The sequence below is a fragment of the Nocardioides sp. NPDC000445 genome (assembly GCF_040300245.1).
Classification (GTDB): domain Bacteria; phylum Actinomycetota; class Actinomycetes; order Propionibacteriales; family Nocardioidaceae; genus Nocardioides.
In genome coordinates, this window is the sequence record NZ_JBEPDH010000016.1 from 20,273 (window position 1) to 36,088 (window position 15,816).

Consider the following 15,816-nt stretch of genomic DNA (forward strand, 5'->3'; position numbering starts at 1 on the left):
CTCAGCCGGATTCGGCCGGGTCGGTCGACTCGGTCGACTCGGACTCGGACTCGGACTCGGACTCCGTGTCGACCTCCGGCGCCGTGAGGAACGCCTCGATGTCGCCACCCTCGACGTCCTCGAGCTCGCAGGGCTCGGCCGGGCAGGTCATCTCGCCGCTGAGCCGCAGTACGGCGTCCTCGCCCTCCTGCTCATCGGTCCAGGGAACCAGCGAGAGCATCGCCACCTGGCAGCTGGTCGAGTCGGAGGTGAAGACGAATCCGTCCAGGCAGGACGCACCGTCGCACGCCGCGTCGGTCGGCTCGAAGACCTCCGGGTCGACCTCGTAGCCGGTGACGGCGACCGAGACGCCCTCGGGCACCGACGGGTCGTCACCGCTCGGCCAGAGCCAGCTGACGTCGGCGCAGATCACGCCGGGGCTGCCGTCGAGCGGGTACGACCCGCCGCCGATCGGCAGCGTCGGCACGGCCACAGCCGGCTCGTCGGGATCGGTGGGGTCGTCGGGATCAGGATCTCCCTGCCCGGTCTCGGCAGAGCTCGCATCCGTGACGTCCACCTCCGACTCTCCGTCGGACGAGCCGCACGCGGCGAAGAGCAGGAGTGCGCAAGGGATGACCGCGAGGAGCGAACGGTTCAACACCATGATGAACACCTCCTGAGATCAAGGAGGTACGGCCGCTCACCACTGATACCCGTCCGAGGTGGTAGGTGGCGGGCATCCGGGCCGCTCATCACGCGCTCAGCTCAGCTGGGCGAGCTGCGCGAGAGCAGGCTTGGTGTGCTTCGCCAGCCGTTCGCGAGCGTCGTCGAGGGCGGCCGACGCGGGATACCCGGGCGGGACCCGAGCCGGGTTGAGCGCGACCCCGTCGGACCACGCCTTGATGTCCGGTTCGGACGAGAACGACATGGCCGACTGGGTGCCCAGGACGTTCATCATCGCCCAGGTCGCCATCGTGTCGGGGAACGGGCTCGGCGGGCAGAGCCGGTTCTTCTCGGTGTCGGCGTCGCGGGTGGCCTCGACGTAGCCGGTGACCGCGGCGCCGAAGCAGGGGAAGCCGGCACGGATCGGCTGCAGCGTGATCGCCTCGGGGCGCCAGACCGGGAGCAGGGGCGGATACTTCAGCCCGTCCGCGGCGCAGTGCACGACCAGGGCGTCGTCGGCGACGGCGAGCGATCCGTCGGCGAAGGTGAGGCTGCCGCGGTCGACGTGGTGGATGTGGCCGCGGCGTACGACGTTCTCGAGGGTACGCAGCTGCTCGAGCTCCCACGTCGCCAGCGTCGGCGCCTTGGCCATCGTCGGCATGACCGTTCGGTCGATGCGGAGCATGATGCCGGCGTCCTCCAGCCCGAGAAACAGCTCCTCGGGCGACGTCGACCTCTCCGCGATCTGCATCGTGTCGGCGGCCATGCCGAGGAAGATCGCGGGATCGGGCTGGATGAGGGCCCGGTTGAGCATCCACGGATCGCGCGGCCGCACCCAGCAGATCGCGTCCGGGTCGACGCCGCGCGACAGCAGCCAGATGCATGCGTCGGTCGCGGTCTTGCCGGAGCCGACGACGACGTACTGGCTCGGGCTCTCCTCGAGCCGCGCGAGAGCGTTGACCGGAAGCACCCGGGCGCCCTCGGCGACGCCGAACGGCGGCGGCTTCTCGGCGGGGATGCTGGGCGCCAGGTAGCGGGCGTCGACGATCCGGGCCCCGGGCATCTCGAAGCGCTCCCCCGAGATGTGCGAGACGACGGTGCCGTCGCCGACGTACTCGCTGTTCGGGAAGAACTCGACCTTGCCCGACTCCACCATCCGCTCGAGGATCCGGGCGTAGTAGGCGCAGATCTCCGCCTGGGTGGCGCGCTCCTGAAGGCCCTTCTCAGGCCCTCGCTGCTGCAGCTGCCCACCACCGAGCAAGGTCGAGGCGACGCCGTAGAAGGCGGAGGCCTGATGCAGGCGCACGAACGGGTACGCCTCCAGCCAGTGCCCGCTGACCCCATGGCGCCGGTCGACCAGCGCCACCCGCACGTCGGCGTGCTCGATCAGAGCATCTGTGAACGCCATCCCCATGGCGCCGGCACCCACCACCAGGTAGTCGACATCGACCGTGCGGCTCATGCCTCCACGAAAGCACGCCGAGGACCTTCGCGGTCAATAGGCAGGTGGAGCTATACCCGGTCTCGGGCACACCCGATGAGCGCTCCGAGGTCGAGGCCGTAGGTAGGACCGCCACCCTGCTCGTACGTCTCCAGCCGCCGCGCTGCGCGCTCGATCAGCCGCGAGGCGCCGACGGCGTTGCCGCGCTCGTGGTGGGTCAGGCCGACACACAGCTGCGCCAGTCCCTGCCACAGCTCGCGCTCCTCCTCCGGGCACGACTTCCACCGCACCTCGAGCGCCTCGTGGGCCGCGAACGGCCGCCCCGCGTCCAGGAGCTCGCGGGCGTACGCCAGGGTCTCGGCCGGCGGGCGCGGCTCCTCGGAGATCGGCTCGACGCCGACCTCGCCGTAGGGCAACGGGCGGCCGAGCGCGTCGCGCGGCCGGGCCTGCTGTGCCCGCCCCTGCTCGTTTCGGTCGCGATCCATGTCAGCCCTCCTCGGCTCCCACCCTACGGACCCGTTGAGATAACCGATTGCGCGGGACGGCGGGGCCGGTGAGTCTCGGCCCATGGAGTTCTTCTGCTACCACCGCGACCGCCCGGGGTCGACGCCGCTGCGCACCCAGATGGTGGAGGAGCACTGGAGCTACATGGACCGGTTCGCGGCGACGATGATCGCCCGGGGCCCGACCTTCACCAGCGACGAGACGCTGACCGGGAGCGTGCACATCCTGGATCTCCCGGACGCCACCGCAGCTCGGGCGTTCGCCTTCGAGGAGCCCGGCTACCAGGCCGGCGCCTACCGTGACGTGCTGCTGCGGCGGTGGCGCAACACGCTCGGCCGCACCATGTGGGACTTCGGCGACGGGCGGCCGGGCGACCACCGCTATCTCGTCCTCGGCTTCTGCGAACCGACGACCGACGACATCGACCTGCTGGACGGCGAACAGCTGATCGCCTGTGGACCGCTGCTGTCCGACGACGGAGCCGTGGTCGTCGGGGCGGCGGTGCTGCTGGAGGCCGCCTCCGAGGGCGACGCCCAGAGGGTCCTCTCCCCCGCTCGCTTCGCGGCGGTCGAGGTTCACCAGTGGGACTTCGGCGGGCGACCTGCGTAGGAAGCCCGCAATGCACGAGGGGCCCCGACCGCTGCTGCGGTCGGGGCCCCTCGTTGAAAATCAGGCGACGCGGACGTTCTCGGCCTGCGGGCCCTTGGGGCCGGCGGTGACGTCGAACTCGACCTTCTGGTTCTCGTCGAGCGACTTGTAACCGCTGGTCTGGATGGCGGAGAAGTGAACGAACACGTCCTCGCCGCCGCCGTCCTGCGCGATGAAGCCGAAGCCCTTGTCAGCGTTGAACCACTTGACGGTGCCCTGAGCCATGATCTTTTTCCTCTGTTCGGTGCAAGGGACACTGTGTCCCAAGCCGCTGAAGACATCCATCTGTGCTGATGTCCAGCGAACCGAAAACCAGATAAAAGATACAAGCCGCGACGTGGTGTGCGGCCAGGATGGCTTACAGAGCCATCCCTTCAACGAGATCAACAGTACGCCATCGGGCCCGGGATCGTGGTTTCCACGAGATCCCGGGCCCGGCGCGTCAGACCCGCACCGACTCCTCGCGCGAGCCGTCGGCCTCCAGCAGCCGGATCGCCTCGTCGAACTCGGCCTCGATGTCCGGGTTCTCCCGGTAGGTCACCAGGCTGACCAGCACCGCGACGATCGTGTTGAGAGCGAAGCCCGGCACGATCTCGTACATCTGCGAGCTGAGCGCGTCGATGTTGCCCCAGACGACGACGGTCACCGCACCCACCACCAGGCCGGCCAGCGCGCCGGCGGCGGTGAGCTTCCGCCACCACAGCGCCAGCAGGATGATCGGGCCGAAGGAGGCGCCGAAGCCCGCCCAGGCGTACGCGACCAGGTCGAGCACGGTCCCGCTCTTGGGCCAGGCCAGGAAAGCGGCCACGACAGCGATGCCGAGCACGGCGAGCCGGCCGAACAGGACCAGCTGGCGGTCGGAGGCGTCGTTCTTGAAGACCGCCTTGTAGAGGTCCTCCACCAGCGCCGAGGAGGTCACCAGGAGCTGGGAGGAGATCGTGCTCATGATCGCGGCGAGCACGGCGGCGAGCATGATGCCCGCGACCAGGGGGTGGAAGAAGATCTGTCCCAGGACGATGAAGACCGCCTCCGGGTCGTCGAGCTTCACGTCGGGGTTCTGCTGGTAGTAGGCGATGCCCACGAGCGCGGTGCCGACGGCGCCGAAGAGGCTCAGCAGCATCCAGCCGATGCCGATCCGCCGCGCGGAGGCGGCCTCCCCCGCCGTACGCAGCGCCATGAACCGGACGATGATGTGCGGCTGGCCGAAGTAGCCCAGACCCCACGCCGCCGCGGAGATGACGCCGAGCGCGGTGGCGCCTTCGACCATGCTCAGCCGCGACGGGTCGACGGCGCGGATGCTGTCCAGGGTCTCGGCGGGCCCGCCGGTCACGAAGACACCGACGACGGGCACCAGGATCAGCGCGAGCAGCATGATCGCGCCCTGCACGAAGTCGGTGTAGGAGACGGCGAGGAACCCACCGAAGAGCGTGTACGCCACCACGACCCCGGCCACCACCAGCATGCCGGTGTGGAAGTCGGTGCCGAAGGAGCTCTCGAAGAAGACGCCGCCGGCGACCATGCCCGAGGACACGTAGAAGGTGAAGAACACCAGGATGACGGCGCCGGAGGCCATCCGGAGCAGCCGCGAGGAGTCCTTGAGCCGGTTCTCCAGGAAGCTGGGCACGGTAATCGAGTCACCCGAGACCTCGGTGTACGTCCGCAGCCGCGGCGCCACGACCTTCCAGTTGAGCCAGGCGCCGACGGTCAGACCGACAGCGATCCAGCCCTCCATCAGCCCGGTCGCGTAGATCGCGCCGGGCAGGCCCATGAGCAGCCACCCCGACATGTCCGAGGCACCCGCACTCAACGCGCTCACCATCGGGCCGAGATCGCGCCCGCCCAGCATGTAGTCGTCGAGGTTCGAGGTGCGCCGGTACGCCCAGGCGCCGATGCCGAGCATGGCGACCATATAGGCCACCAACGCCAGCATTTGATAGGTCAGGTCTGACATCGAGAAACTCCAAGATCGGGGGAATGCCGCCGCAGAACCTAACCCGTAGACCACGTTTGCCTGTGATCGGCGTCGTACGCCGGTAGCGTGACCGGCATGACCGGGACACCAGGCATCGACGTCACCGTGCAGCCCTCCGGCACCGGGTGCACCGAGTGCCTCGCCAGCGAGGTCGGATGGTGGTTCCATCTTCGGCGGTGCGCCGAGTGCGGACACGTGGGCTGCTGCGACAGCTCCCCTGCCCAGCACGCCAGCCGCCACTTCCGCGAGACCGGCCACCGTTACATGCAGAGCTTCGAGCCCGGCGAGACGTGGTTCTGGGACTTCGAGACCCATGAGGTGCTCGAGGGTCCGGCGCTGGCCGAGCCGACGAGCCGACCCGAGTCACAGTCCGCTCCCGCGCCTGCGGATCGCGTCCCGCCGGACTGGCAGGCGCACCTGCACTGACCTGCGGCCGTACGCTCCTCCGCAGCCGTGCGAGGCCGTCCCAGCCTTGGCCGGCCGGTGACCAAAGCCCTTCCCTGATCTCACTTTGGGCCCTGCCGCGCCACTCCCTCCACAGGCGAGATTCGAACAGGCAGCGGTCGCGAGGAGGATGGGCATGCAGGCAGTCATCGAGGGAGAGACCCGGGCCTTCAACGACTACGAGCAGGCGTACGGCGCCTTCTCCTGGGAGTCGGTGCGCGCCGGTCTACCGGACCTGCCCGGCGGCCGCGGGTTGAACATCGCCCACGTCGCCGTCGACCGGCACCTGGCCGAGGGCCGTGGCGACATCGTCGCGATCAGATGCGTGACCGAGGACGACACCGTCGAGGACCTGACCTACGCCGACCTCGCCGCCCGCACGAGCCGCTTCGCCAACGTCCTCGCCACGCTCGGAGTGAAGAAGGGCGATCGAGTGATGAGCCTGCTCGGCCGCCAGCCGGACCAGTACGTGGTTGCGCTCGGCACGCTCAAGCACACGGCGGTCTTCTCGCCGCTGTTCTCCTCGTTCGGACCCGAGCCGATCCGGGATCGGCTCACGCTCGGCGATGCCCGGGTCCTGGTCACCACCCCGTCCCTCTACCGCCGCAAGGTCGCGCCGATCCGCGCCGAGCTGCCGGGACTCGAGCACGTCCTGCTTGTCGGCGACACCGCCCTCGAAGGCACGATCGCGCTGGAGCCGGCGCTCGAGACGGCGTCGCCGGACTACCGGATCCCCGATACCGACCCCGGCGACATGGCCCTGCTCCACTTCACCAGTGGCACCACCGGCAAGCCCAAGGGGGCCGTGCACGTGCACGAGGCCGTGGTGGCGCATCACGCCACCTCCGCCTTCGCGCTCGACCTGCGCCACGGTGACGTGTTCTGGTGCACGGCCGATCCTGGATGGGTCACCGGCACCTCGTACGGCATCATCGCCCCACTCACCCACGGCGCCACCCTGATCAGCTACGCCGGCGAGTTCGACGCCGACAGGTGGTACCGGATCCTCGAGCAGCAGCGGGTCGATGTCTGGTACACGGCTCCCACCGCGCTGCGCATGCTCGTCAAGTACGGCGCCGGGCTCCCCCGGCAGCACGACCTCTCCGCACTGCGGCACATCGCGAGCGTCGGTGAGGCGCTCAACCCGGAGGTCGTGGTCTGGGGCCGCGAGGCGTACGGCCTCACCGTGCACGACAACTGGTGGCAGACCGAGACCGGCGCGATCATGATCAGCAACTACCCGAGCATGGAGGTCCGTCCCGGCTCGATGGGACGGCCGGTTCCGGGCATCCAGGCCGCCGTGCTGGCCCGCGGGAGCGACGGCCGGGCAGCGATCGTCGACGGGGCCGCCCGCGAGGCAGGCGCCGGCGAGGTCGGCGAGATCGCCCTGCGACCGGGATGGCCCTCGATGTTCCGCGGGTACCTGAACGACGAGGAGCGCTACGAGTCGAGCTTCGCCGGCGGCTGGTATCTCAGCGGCGACCTCGCCCGGGTCGACGCCGACGGCTACTTCTGGTTCGTCGGGCGGGCCGACGACGTGATCAAGTCCGCCGGACATCTGATCGGGCCGTTCGAGGTCGAGACCGTGCTGATGGAGCACCCTGCCGTGCTCGAGTCCGGAGTCATCGGCAAGCCGGACCCGGTGGCAGGTGAGATCGTCAAGGCATTCGTCACGCTCAAGCCCGGGTTCGAGCCCTCCGAGGACCAGGAGCTGGATCTGCTCGCCTTCGGCAGGCGACGGCTCGGCGGGCTCGCACCCAAGGAGATCGCGTTCGACCCCCACCTTCCACACACCAGCAGCGGCAAGGTGATGCGCCGGCTGCTGAAGGCGCGTGAGCTGGGCCTGCCCGAGGGTGACCTGTCCACCTTGGAGCGGTCGTCATGACCGCCCGTCGCCGTCCCGCTCGGACGAAGGCTCCGCAGACTCAGGGCGGCGCGGTCGCCAAGCACCGGGCCGAGCTGCTTCGTACGATGCTGGCCATCCGCCGCTTCGAGGAGCGGTGCGCAGAGCTGTACAGCGCCACCAAGATCCGCGGGTTCCTGCATCTGTACGTCGGCGAGGAGGCGATCGCCACCGGCGTCGTCTCCGCACTGGCCGCGGACGACGCGATCGTGTCCACGTACCGGGAGCACGGCCATGCGCTGGCCCGCGGAGTCCCGATGGACACCGTCATGGCGGAGCTCTTCGGCCGGCAGACCGGCTGCAGCCGCGGCCGCGGCGGGTCGATGCATCTGTTCCACAAGCCCAGCGCGTTCGTCGGAGGCAACGCGATCGTCGGTGGCGGGATCCCGCTGGCGATAGGGCTGGCTCTGGCCGACAAGCTGCAGGGACGCGACCGGGTGACAGTGTGCTTCTTCGGTGAGGGTGCCGCGGCAGAGGGCGAGTTCCACGAGTCGCTCAACCTGGCCAGCCTGTGGCAGCTTCCGGTCCTCTTCTGCTGCGAGAACAACCGGTACGCGATGGGCACCGCGCTCGCCAAGGAACACGGCCGGGCCGACCTCGCGCTGCGCGCCGCGTCCTACGGCCTGGTCGCCGCGCCCGTGGACGGTATGGACGTCCTCGCCGTGGAGAGCGCGGCGCGCCGGGCGGTCGACGGCATCCGGTCCGGAGCCGGCCCGCACTTCCTCGAGCTGGCGACCTACCGCTTCCGGGCTCACTCCATGTACGACCCGGACCGCTACCGCGACAAGGCGGAGATCGCGGCCTGGAAGGGGCGCGACCCGATCGATGCCCTCGAGGCGGTGATGCGTACCGACGGCCAGCTCACCGACCAGGCGCTGACCGCGATGGAGGCCGAGATCGCCGCCGAGATCGACCTGGCCGTCGCCGCCGCCGAGGAGGGCCCGCTGGAGCCGGTCGAGGAGCTGACCAGGTTCGTGTGCTCGGAGAGGGACGCGTCATGACAGCGGCGACCGCGGTGGAGACCACCTACCGCGACATGCTCCGGGAGGCGTTGCGCGAGGCGCTGCGCGAGGACGACCGGGTCTTCCTCATGGGCGAGGACGTCGGCGACTACGGGGGCTGCTTCGCAGTGAGCCTCGGCCTGCTCGAGGAGTTCGGTCCCGAGCGGATCCGGGACACCCCGCTCTCCGAGTCGGCCTTCGTGGGCGCCGGGATCGGATCGGCGGTCGGCGGGATGCGACCGATCGTCGAGGTGATGACCGTCAACTTCAGCCTGCTCGCGCTCGACCAGATCATGAACACGGCTGCATCGCTTCTCTACATGTCCGGCGGGCAGTACAACGTCCCGCTGGTCATTCGGATGACCACCGGAGCCGGACGGCAGCTGGCCGCGCAGCACTCCCACAGCCTGGAAGGCTGGTACGCCCACATCCCGGGCCTCCGGGTGCTCGCGCCGGCCACGCTCGAGGACGCCCGCGGGATGCTCGCCCCCGCCCTCGCCGACCCCGACCCTGTGCTGATCTTCGAGCACGGCTCGCTGTACGCGCTGAAGGGGACGGTCGCCGCCGATGCCGGCCCGGTCGACATCGAGCACGCAGCGATCCGCCGACCGGGCACCGACCTGTCGCTGATCACCTACGGCGGCACCCTGCACAAGACGCTCGAGGCGGCCGAGGTCCTCGCCGAGGACCGGATCTCGGCCGAGGTCATCGACCTACGCACTCTGCGCCCACTCGACGACGCGACGATCATCGACTCGGTCCGCCGCACCCATCGGGCCGTCGTCGTGGACGAGGGCTGGCGCAGCGGCAGCCTCTCCGCCGAGATCGGCACCCGCATCATGGAGCAGGCCTTCTACGACCTCGACGCGCCGGTGGAACGGGTCTGCACCGCTGAGGTGCCGCTCCCCTACGCCAAGCACCTGGAGGACGCCGCCCTCCCCCAGCCCGAAGACATCGTCGCCGCCGCTCGCAAGGTGGTGAGGTGAGCCATGGCCGACTTCACCATGCCTTCGCTCGGAGCCGACATGGACGAGGGCACGCTCCAGGAGTGGCTGGTCAAACCCGGTGACACCGTCCACAAGGGCGACGTCGTCGCCGTGGTCGACACGTCCAAGGCCAACATCGAGGTGGAGTCCTTCGTCGAAGGCGTCGTCCAGCAGCTGCTCGTCGAGCCGGGCACGACGGTCCCCGTCGGGCAGGTCCTGGCGGTCCTCGGAGACGGGGTCTCCGCAGCGCCGGCTCCCGAGAAACCCGTCGCGCCACCGGTCGCCGCCGAAGCACCACCTGCCGCCCCAGGGATCGCCGAGGCCCCCCTCGCGGAGGTCGTCGCCGAGCGACCTGAGTCCGTGCGCGTCACGCCGTTGGCACGACGCCTGGCCGCGGAGCTGGGCGTCGACCTCCGAGCCGTGACGACGGCGGACGGCGCGCCGATCCGCGCCAAGGACGTACGCGCCGCCGCAGCACCGCAGCCTGCACCACCCCAGCCCGCAGCACCCTCGCCGGCTCCGCCGGAGCCGGTTCACGAGGAGGCGCGCCCGGCGCAGCAGCCGTCAAAGGCGGAAGCGATGCGCACGGCGATTGCCCACCTGATGAGCCGCTCGAAACGGGAGATCCCCCACTACTACCTCTCGACCACTGTCGATCTGACGCCCGCGCTGGACTGGCTGCACGAGCGCAACCGTGCCCTCGACGTCAGCCACCGGTTGGTGCCGGCCGCGCTGATGCTGAAGGCGACCGCCCTCGCCGCGCAGGCGACACCGGCGATGAACGGCTTCTGGACCGACGGCGGCTTCAGCCCCGGAGGACCGGTGCACCTGGGCATCGCAATCTCCCTCCGCAGCGGGGGCCTGATCGCCCCCGCGCTGCACGACGCGGCCGACCTCTCCATCGAGGAACTGATGGCGGGGATGCGGGACCTCGTGGCTCGCGCCCGCACCGGCCGCCTGCGCGGCAGTGAGCTCAGCGACTCGACCATCACCGTGACCAACCTCGGCGAACAGGGCGTGGAGACGGTGTACGGGGTCATCTATCCGCCGCAGGTGGCGCTGGTCGGCTTCGGTCGCGTCGTGGAACGGCCGTGGGCGGTGGACGGCCTGATCGGCGTACGTCCGGTCACGACGATCACTCTCGCGGGCGACCACCGCGCCACCGATGGCTTCACCGGCGCCCGCTTCCTCGCCGACATCGAGCAACGGCTGCAACATCCGGAGGAGCTATGACCCACGACGCCACCACCATCTCTCCCGACGCCGCCCGGGCCGCGATCGCTGCCGCGATCAGGCGGATCGTGCCCGATGCGGACCTCGACACCCTGGCTGACGACGCTCGGATCCGCGACGAGCTGGAGCTCGACTCGCTCGACTTCCTCTCGTTCGTCGAGCTGCTCAGCGGCGCCACCGGGATCCGCATCGACGAGTCCGACTACGCCGATCTCACGACGATGGCACGCGCCATCGCGTTCCTGACTGCGCGCGGAGCCAACCGCAACGCCCCCGAGGATTAGCCGCGGCAGGACCCAGTCAGCAGCAGGCAGCCACGGCCGGCTCAGAGCCCGTCTCCGCGGACGAACCGCAGCACGTCGAACCGCCGACCTCGTCGCCACCAACAGCCTCCGCTGCGCTGAAGGTGTCGCTGTCGGCGAGCACGGTGTAGACCTCCCACCGCTCCCCGTTCGGGGCGTTCTCGACCCAGAACTTGTCCTGCTTGGCGTAGCAGCAGGTAGTGGCGCGCTCCTCGACCGAGGCGAACCCGGCGGCGTGCAGGCGGTTCTGCTCGGCGTCGACCGCGTCGGTGTCGGCCACCTCGACACCGAGGTGGTTGATGGTGCCGCCCCGGCCGGTGTTCTCGACGAGGACCAGCTTGAGGGGCGGCTCGGCGACCGCGAAGTTGGCATAGCCGGGCTTGGTCTTGGCCGGCTCGACGCCGAACAGGGTCGAGTAGAACGCGACCGACTCCTCGAGATCGTCGACGTTGAGCGCGAGCTGGATGCGGGACATGGCTCCTCCTGAATAAGATATCGATGGTTGTCGATATGAGATCCTGCTCCTCATATCGACAACTGTCAATATGGCTAAGGCAAAGAACGACCCGTCTCTGTGCTCACTCGGCCTTGATGGCTGTCAAGACGTCGACCTTGCTGGCTCGTCGGGCGGGTCCGATCGCCGCCAGGACACCCACTGCGGCAGCGATGACCAGGTAGACCGCCAGCGTCACGACCGGCACATCGACGGTGGTGATGCCCTCGTCGAGGAGGGCTCGGCTCAAGGCGACGCCGGATACCGTGCCGAGGGCGATGCCGGTGAGTGCGCCGAGCAGTGCCATCAGCACCGACTCGCGGCGCACGAGGGTCCGCACCTGCCGGCGGGTGCCGCCGACCGCCCGGAGGAGGCCGAGCTCGCGGGTGCGCTCCACGACGGAGAGCACCAGGGTGTTGATGATGCCGAGGATGGCGACGACCACTGCCAGGAGCAGCAGCGCGGTGACGATGCCGAGCAGCTGGTCGACGGAGTCCTGCGCCTGCTGCGTGATGTCCTCCGGGTCGTTGACCGTGACGTTGGGGTAGTCGGCCAACGCAGCCTCGATCGTTGCCTTGGCGGCACCCGGATCAGCACCGGATGCGCTGTTCATCAAGATGGCACCGTCGAGCCTCGACGTCACGTTGGCCGCGAAGTCGGGCAACGTCATCAGGTAGGAGGCATTGATCAGGCTGCCCTTGCCGAACGTACCGGCCACCCGCATCGACTTGTCCCCGGTCTCGGGGAACGTCACCGTGACGGCATCACCCACCCGTAACCCGAGGTCGTCGGCCGCGGTGGTGCTGACCAGCATGCTGCCCGGTCCGAGTGCGTCCAGACTCCCGCTCTCGATGCCCAGGTCAACCACCCGCTCGAGCCCGACGGTGTCCACCGCCGTGACCAGGGAGCTGTTGCCGTTCACCTGGGCCGCCGTCGTGCGCAGCTCGACGACGTCAGCCACGTCGTCGCGGGCTCGCAACAGATCAGCCACCGAGGGGCTGATCCCCGGGCCGGCCCCGGTGGACGCGAGGATCAGGTCCGACCGGTTGCCTCCGCTCACGGCGTCCGAGACCGAGTCCTTCAACGAGGACGCGGTGACCGCGACCGCCGCGACGACCGCCAAGCCCATGGTGAGGGCCAGCGCGGTCGTCGCAGCTCGTCGCGAGTCGCGGGCGATGTTGCGGGCGGCCATCCGCCAGCCACCGCCGCGCCTGCCGTGGTCGGCCAGCCGCGCCATCCCCCGCGCGAGGGATGGCCCGGCCACGACCAGGCCGGCAAACGTCGTGACGGTGGCGAACAGCGTCGCCCACCGCAGGTTGCCGGCCACGGCGCATACGACCAGCGCCGCGATTCCGGCGCCGGTCAGGACCCATCCGGCGACGGTGCGCCGGCCGCGGCCGACGGTTCCGCCGGCCGGCACGGCGTTACGCAGCGCCTCCATGGGCGCCACGCGCGTTGCGGTCCACGCAGGTGCGATGGCGGCGACCATCGTCACCAGCAGCCCGACCGACAAGGCTGCCACGACCGTTCTGACCTCGACGGACAGTGAGGTGGTCGGCATCTCGACGCCGGCCAGCCCGAGCAGCGACCTGATGCCGGCGGCGAGCCCGAAGCCGAGCAGGAGACCGATGCCACCGGACACCAGCCCGATCACACCTGCCTCGACGAGCACGCCGGTCAGCACCTGCCGACGGGTCGCCCCCACCGCGCGCATCAGCGCGACCTCGCGCCTCCGTTGGGCGACCAGCACGTTGAAGATGTTCCAGATGACGAAGGAGCCGACCAGCACCGAGACTCCGGCGAACACGAGCAGGACGGTGGTGAAGAGGCCCATCGAGTCGCGCACGGCCGCTGTGCCGTCGGCCGCCACCTGCTCGCCGCTCAGCGCCTCGACCCCCTCCGGGAGTACCTCCGCGATGCGATCGCGCAGCTCTCGGGGGTCCACGCCCTCCTCGGCGCGGACGTCGACCTCGTCGACGACGCCCACCTTGCCCAGCACCTTCTGGGCCGTAGGCAGGTCGAAGCCCGCCAGGGTTGCACCCAGCAGGCTGTCGGTCTCGCCGAAGCCGATGACCCCGACCAGCATGAACGTCTGCCGTCCGTCCTGGAGCAGGACGTCGACCGGGTCGCCGAGCCGGAAGCCCGCCTTCTTCGCGGTGCGCGCGTCGAGCGCCATCTCCCGCGGGCCGGACGGTGCACGGCCCTGCCGAAACGTGGCCGCGCCGTCGAGGCGGCGGTCGGTGGTGATGCTCGTGCCGATCGTGGGGGCACCGCCAGGCTGGATCGCCTCGCCATCCTTGTCCAGGATCAGCGCGAACCCGAAGGCGGAACCCTCCGCCACCTCGACACCCGGCACGTCACGGACCGTCTCGACGATGCCCTCGTCGAGCGGACGCAACTGCCCGCCGGTCGCGGTGATGTCGGCCTCGTACGCGGCTTCCGAGGTCACCACGACGTCGGTGCCGGAGGTCAGACCCGAGTAGAGCTCGCCGAACGCCTTCGTCATCGTGTCGGAGAGCACGAACGTACCGGAGACGAGGGTGACGCCGACGGTCACCGCCGCGATCGTGAGGAGCAGACGTACCTTGTTGACCACCAGGTTGCGGAGCGAGAGCTTCAGCATCGTCACTCGCCCAGCCGTCCCATGATCTCCAGGACACGCTCTCTCGTCGGTTCGACCAGCTCGTCGACGATGGCGCCGTCGACGAGGAACACCACCCGGTCGGCGTACGCTGCCGCGCCGGGGTCGTGGGTCACCATCACCACGGTCTGACCGAGGTCGTCGACGATCGAGCGAAGGAACCGGAGCAGCTCGGTGCCGGCCTTCGAGTCCAGCGCGCCGGTGGGCTCGTCGGCGAAGACGACGTCGGGCATCGAGATCAGGGCTCGCCCGACGGCGACCCGCTGCTGCTCGCCGCCGGACAGCTCGGAGGGCCGGTGCCTCAGCCGGTCCTCGAGGTTCAGCTTGGCGACCACGGTGTCGAACCAGGCGCGGTCCGGCGCCCGGCCGGCCAGGTCGGCAGGCAGCGTGATGTTCTCCTCGGCGGTCAGGGTGGGAAGCAGGTTGAAGGACTGGAAGACGAAGCCGAGCCGGTCGCGGCGCAGGATCGTCCGTTCCCGGTCAGAGAGCGTGGCGAGGTCGGTCTCGCCGATGAGCACCTGGCCGGATGTGAGCGTGTCGAGGCCGGCCAGGCAGTGCATCAGCGTCGACTTGCCCGAACCCGAGGGGCCCATGATCGCGGTGAACCGACCCAGCGGGAGCTCGAGCGTCACGTCGTCGAGGGCGGTCACCGACGTGTCGCCCGTTCCGAAGATCTTGCTGGCATGTCGCGCGCTTGCGGCCGCCAGCGTCACACCAGAGGTGGGAGCCCCCTCCCCGGTGGACGGAGGGGCGGTCTGCTGGGTTCGCTGCGCGGCCATGCCTCCAGCCTGAAGCGCTGACGACGAGGGGCTCAGGGGCTTCGGGCCCGTTCCCTCGGGACTCTGGGCCCCTCCAGAGCCGCCTCACCGGACGCACAGTGGAGGGATGAGGCCCTCGCACAACGCATCCGAGCAGTCCTGGTGCGCGCTCTATCGGGCCGGAGCGGTGTCGGCGGGCGTGGCGGTGGTCCTCTATGTAGCCGCGCTCGCGCTCTTCACTCTCACCCCCGCCCCACCGGAATCGGGCGGCCGCGCCATGCTCGAGTACGTCGACGCCCACCGGGCGAGCTACATCCTCCGACAGCTGCTCTGGCTCACCCCCAGCCTGTTCCTGATGGTGGTCTTCCTGGCCCTGGCGGTCGCAGTTCGCCGCCACGGCCAAGGCTTGGCGGCCGTCGCCGCCGTGATCGCCGTGATGAGCTGGGCGGTGTCGTTCGCGTGGCCGACGACCGGAGACGGCTCACTGGCGATGGTGGTGCTCAGCGACAGGTACGCCGAGGCGGCAACCGAGAGCGAGCAGGCCCCGTTCGTCGCCGGCGCCGAGATCCTGGATGCACTCAATGGCGTACCCGCTGTCATCGGGGTGCTGCAGACCGTGGGGCTGTTGCTGGTGTCGCTGCTGATGCTGCGAGGCACGTTCCCGAAACCGCTGGCCTGGCTGGGCGTCGCGACCGGAGTGGTCGGGATCGCGGCGGAGGTCCTTCGACCGGTCCTCGGCTGGGGCTACGCGACGTACGGGCTGCTGCTGTTCGTCTGGCTCGCCTGGGTCGCCGTCGCGCTATGGCGGCTGGCGGCGTCCTCTCATCTTCGCAACCCGTCGTGACGAC

At 69.9% G+C, this 15,816-nt stretch carries 16 protein-coding genes; 8 read left to right on the forward strand and 8 right to left on the reverse strand.

The features are described 5' to 3' along the window. Position 1 precedes the first annotated feature (1 nt). The 3 genes from ABT304_RS20620 to ABT304_RS20630 all read right to left on the reverse strand — a co-directional run bounded on the left by ABT304_RS20620 (position 2) and on the right by ABT304_RS20630 (position 2,568). Positions 2–643, reverse strand: a complete 642-nt coding sequence (locus ABT304_RS20620) for a hypothetical protein (RefSeq protein WP_350718004.1) — start codon at positions 641–643, stop codon at positions 2–4. Positions 644–739: 96 nt separating this feature from the next. Further along, a complete protein-coding gene (locus tag ABT304_RS20625) occupies positions 740–2,104 on the reverse strand; it encodes an NAD(P)-binding protein (RefSeq protein ID WP_350718006.1) in 1,365 nt (454 codons plus the stop codon). 50 nt (positions 2,105–2,154) lie between these two features. Further along, positions 2,155–2,568: a DUF309 domain-containing protein gene (locus ABT304_RS20630; RefSeq protein WP_350718007.1), complete on the reverse strand. Its 414-nt coding sequence runs from the start codon at positions 2,566–2,568 to the stop codon at positions 2,155–2,157. Between the two features lie 82 nt (positions 2,569–2,650). Between ABT304_RS20630 and ABT304_RS20635 the strand changes: the two genes are divergently transcribed. After that, the gene (locus ABT304_RS20635) at positions 2,651–3,196 is read left to right on the forward strand and encodes a YciI family protein (protein WP_350718009.1); all 546 of its coding nucleotides are present in this window, start codon (positions 2,651–2,653) and stop codon (positions 3,194–3,196) included. A 60-nt stretch (positions 3,197–3,256) separates the two neighbouring features. Here ABT304_RS20635 and ABT304_RS20640 read toward each other — a convergent pair whose 3' ends face one another. Continuing rightward, positions 3,257–3,460, reverse strand: a complete 204-nt coding sequence (locus ABT304_RS20640) for a cold-shock protein (RefSeq protein ID WP_141804077.1) — start codon at positions 3,458–3,460, stop codon at positions 3,257–3,259. 217 nt (positions 3,461–3,677) lie between these two features. After that, positions 3,678–5,186 carry a sodium/proline symporter PutP gene (gene putP, locus ABT304_RS20645; protein ID WP_350718011.1) on the reverse strand — a complete coding sequence of 503 codons (1,509 nt, stop codon included), beginning with the start codon at positions 5,184–5,186 and terminating at the stop codon, positions 3,678–3,680. Positions 5,187–5,282: 96 nt separating this feature from the next. On the opposite strand from putP, the gene ABT304_RS20650 reads away from it, so the two are divergent. The 6 genes from ABT304_RS20650 (at position 5,283) to ABT304_RS20675 (ending at position 11,058) form a co-directional block, all read left to right on the forward strand. Further along, entirely contained in the window at positions 5,283–5,633 is a 351-nt protein-coding gene (locus ABT304_RS20650; protein ID WP_350718012.1) for a UBP-type zinc finger domain-containing protein, read from the forward strand. Between the two features lie 154 nt (positions 5,634–5,787). Next, positions 5,788–7,536 (forward strand): acetate--CoA ligase, encoded by a 1,749-nt coding sequence (gene acsA / locus ABT304_RS20655; RefSeq protein WP_350718014.1) that lies wholly within the window; start codon positions 5,788–5,790, stop codon positions 7,534–7,536. Next, complete coding sequence (gene pdhA / locus ABT304_RS20660) at positions 7,533–8,555, forward strand: pyruvate dehydrogenase (acetyl-transferring) E1 component subunit alpha (protein ID WP_350718016.1); 1,023 nt, start codon at positions 7,533–7,535, stop codon at positions 8,553–8,555. The genes acsA and pdhA overlap by 4 nt, the downstream gene beginning before the upstream one ends. Beyond that, complete coding sequence (locus ABT304_RS20665) at positions 8,552–9,541, forward strand: alpha-ketoacid dehydrogenase subunit beta (protein WP_350718017.1); 990 nt, start codon at positions 8,552–8,554, stop codon at positions 9,539–9,541. The genes pdhA and ABT304_RS20665 overlap by 4 nt, the downstream gene beginning before the upstream one ends. Positions 9,542–9,544: 3 nt before the next feature. Beyond that, positions 9,545–10,774, forward strand: a complete 1,230-nt coding sequence (locus ABT304_RS20670) for a dihydrolipoamide acetyltransferase family protein (RefSeq protein WP_350718019.1) — start codon at positions 9,545–9,547, stop codon at positions 10,772–10,774. Continuing rightward, on the forward strand, positions 10,771–11,058 hold the full coding sequence (locus ABT304_RS20675) for a phosphopantetheine-binding protein (protein ID WP_350718021.1): 288 nt from the start codon (positions 10,771–10,773) through the stop codon (positions 11,056–11,058). The genes ABT304_RS20670 and ABT304_RS20675 overlap by 4 nt, the downstream gene beginning before the upstream one ends. Before the next feature lie 16 nt (positions 11,059–11,074). Here ABT304_RS20675 and ABT304_RS20680 read toward each other — a convergent pair whose 3' ends face one another. From ABT304_RS20680 to ABT304_RS20690, 3 genes are all read right to left on the reverse strand, one after another. After that, positions 11,075–11,551: an ArsI/CadI family heavy metal resistance metalloenzyme gene (locus ABT304_RS20680; RefSeq protein WP_350718023.1), complete on the reverse strand. Its 477-nt coding sequence runs from the start codon at positions 11,549–11,551 to the stop codon at positions 11,075–11,077. A 103-nt stretch (positions 11,552–11,654) separates the two neighbouring features. Next, on the reverse strand, positions 11,655–14,192 hold the full coding sequence (locus ABT304_RS20685; protein ID WP_350718232.1) for an ABC transporter permease: 2,538 nt from the start codon (positions 14,190–14,192) through the stop codon (positions 11,655–11,657). A gap of 2 nt (positions 14,193–14,194) precedes the next feature. Further along, positions 14,195–14,989: an ABC transporter ATP-binding protein gene (locus ABT304_RS20690; RefSeq protein ID WP_350718025.1), complete on the reverse strand. Its 795-nt coding sequence runs from the start codon at positions 14,987–14,989 to the stop codon at positions 14,195–14,197. A gap of 106 nt (positions 14,990–15,095) precedes the next feature. Here ABT304_RS20690 and ABT304_RS20695 point away from each other — a divergent pair, with 106 nt between their 5' ends. Then, positions 15,096–15,812 (forward strand): hypothetical protein, encoded by a 717-nt coding sequence (locus ABT304_RS20695; protein WP_350718027.1) that lies wholly within the window; start codon positions 15,096–15,098, stop codon positions 15,810–15,812. The last annotated feature ends 4 nt before the right edge of the window (positions 15,813–15,816 follow it).

Coding starts and splice junctions, on each gene's coding strand:
- ABT304_RS20635 (WP_350718009.1), top strand. CDS start 2,651: ATGGAGTTCTTCTGCTACCACCGCGACCGCCCGGGGTCGACGCCGCTG.
- ABT304_RS20630 (WP_350718007.1), bottom strand. CDS start 2,568: ATGGATCGCGACCGAAACGAGCAGGGGCGGGCACAGCAGGCCCGGCCG.
- ABT304_RS20680 (WP_350718023.1), bottom strand. CDS start 11,551: ATGTCCCGCATCCAGCTCGCGCTCAACGTCGACGATCTCGAGGAGTCG.
- ABT304_RS20620 (WP_350718004.1), bottom strand. CDS start 643: ATGGTGTTGAACCGTTCGCTCCTCGCGGTCATCCCTTGCGCACTCCTG.
- acsA (WP_350718014.1), top strand. CDS start 5,788: ATGCAGGCAGTCATCGAGGGAGAGACCCGGGCCTTCAACGACTACGAG.
- ABT304_RS20625 (WP_350718006.1), bottom strand. CDS start 2,104: ATGAGCCGCACGGTCGATGTCGACTACCTGGTGGTGGGTGCCGGCGCC.
- ABT304_RS20690 (WP_350718025.1), bottom strand. CDS start 14,989: ATGGCCGCGCAGCGAACCCAGCAGACCGCCCCTCCGTCCACCGGGGAG.
- ABT304_RS20695 (WP_350718027.1), top strand. CDS start 15,096: ATGAGGCCCTCGCACAACGCATCCGAGCAGTCCTGGTGCGCGCTCTAT.
- ABT304_RS20650 (WP_350718012.1), top strand. CDS start 5,283: ATGACCGGGACACCAGGCATCGACGTCACCGTGCAGCCCTCCGGCACC.
- ABT304_RS20685 (WP_350718232.1), bottom strand. CDS start 14,192: ATGCTGAAGCTCTCGCTCCGCAACCTGGTGGTCAACAAGGTACGTCTG.
- pdhA (WP_350718016.1), top strand. CDS start 7,533: ATGACCGCCCGTCGCCGTCCCGCTCGGACGAAGGCTCCGCAGACTCAG.
- ABT304_RS20665 (WP_350718017.1), top strand. CDS start 8,552: ATGACAGCGGCGACCGCGGTGGAGACCACCTACCGCGACATGCTCCGG.
- ABT304_RS20675 (WP_350718021.1), top strand. CDS start 10,771: ATGACCCACGACGCCACCACCATCTCTCCCGACGCCGCCCGGGCCGCG.
- ABT304_RS20640 (WP_141804077.1), bottom strand. CDS start 3,460: ATGGCTCAGGGCACCGTCAAGTGGTTCAACGCTGACAAGGGCTTCGGC.
- ABT304_RS20670 (WP_350718019.1), top strand. CDS start 9,545: ATGGCCGACTTCACCATGCCTTCGCTCGGAGCCGACATGGACGAGGGC.
- putP (WP_350718011.1), bottom strand. CDS start 5,186: ATGTCAGACCTGACCTATCAAATGCTGGCGTTGGTGGCCTATATGGTC.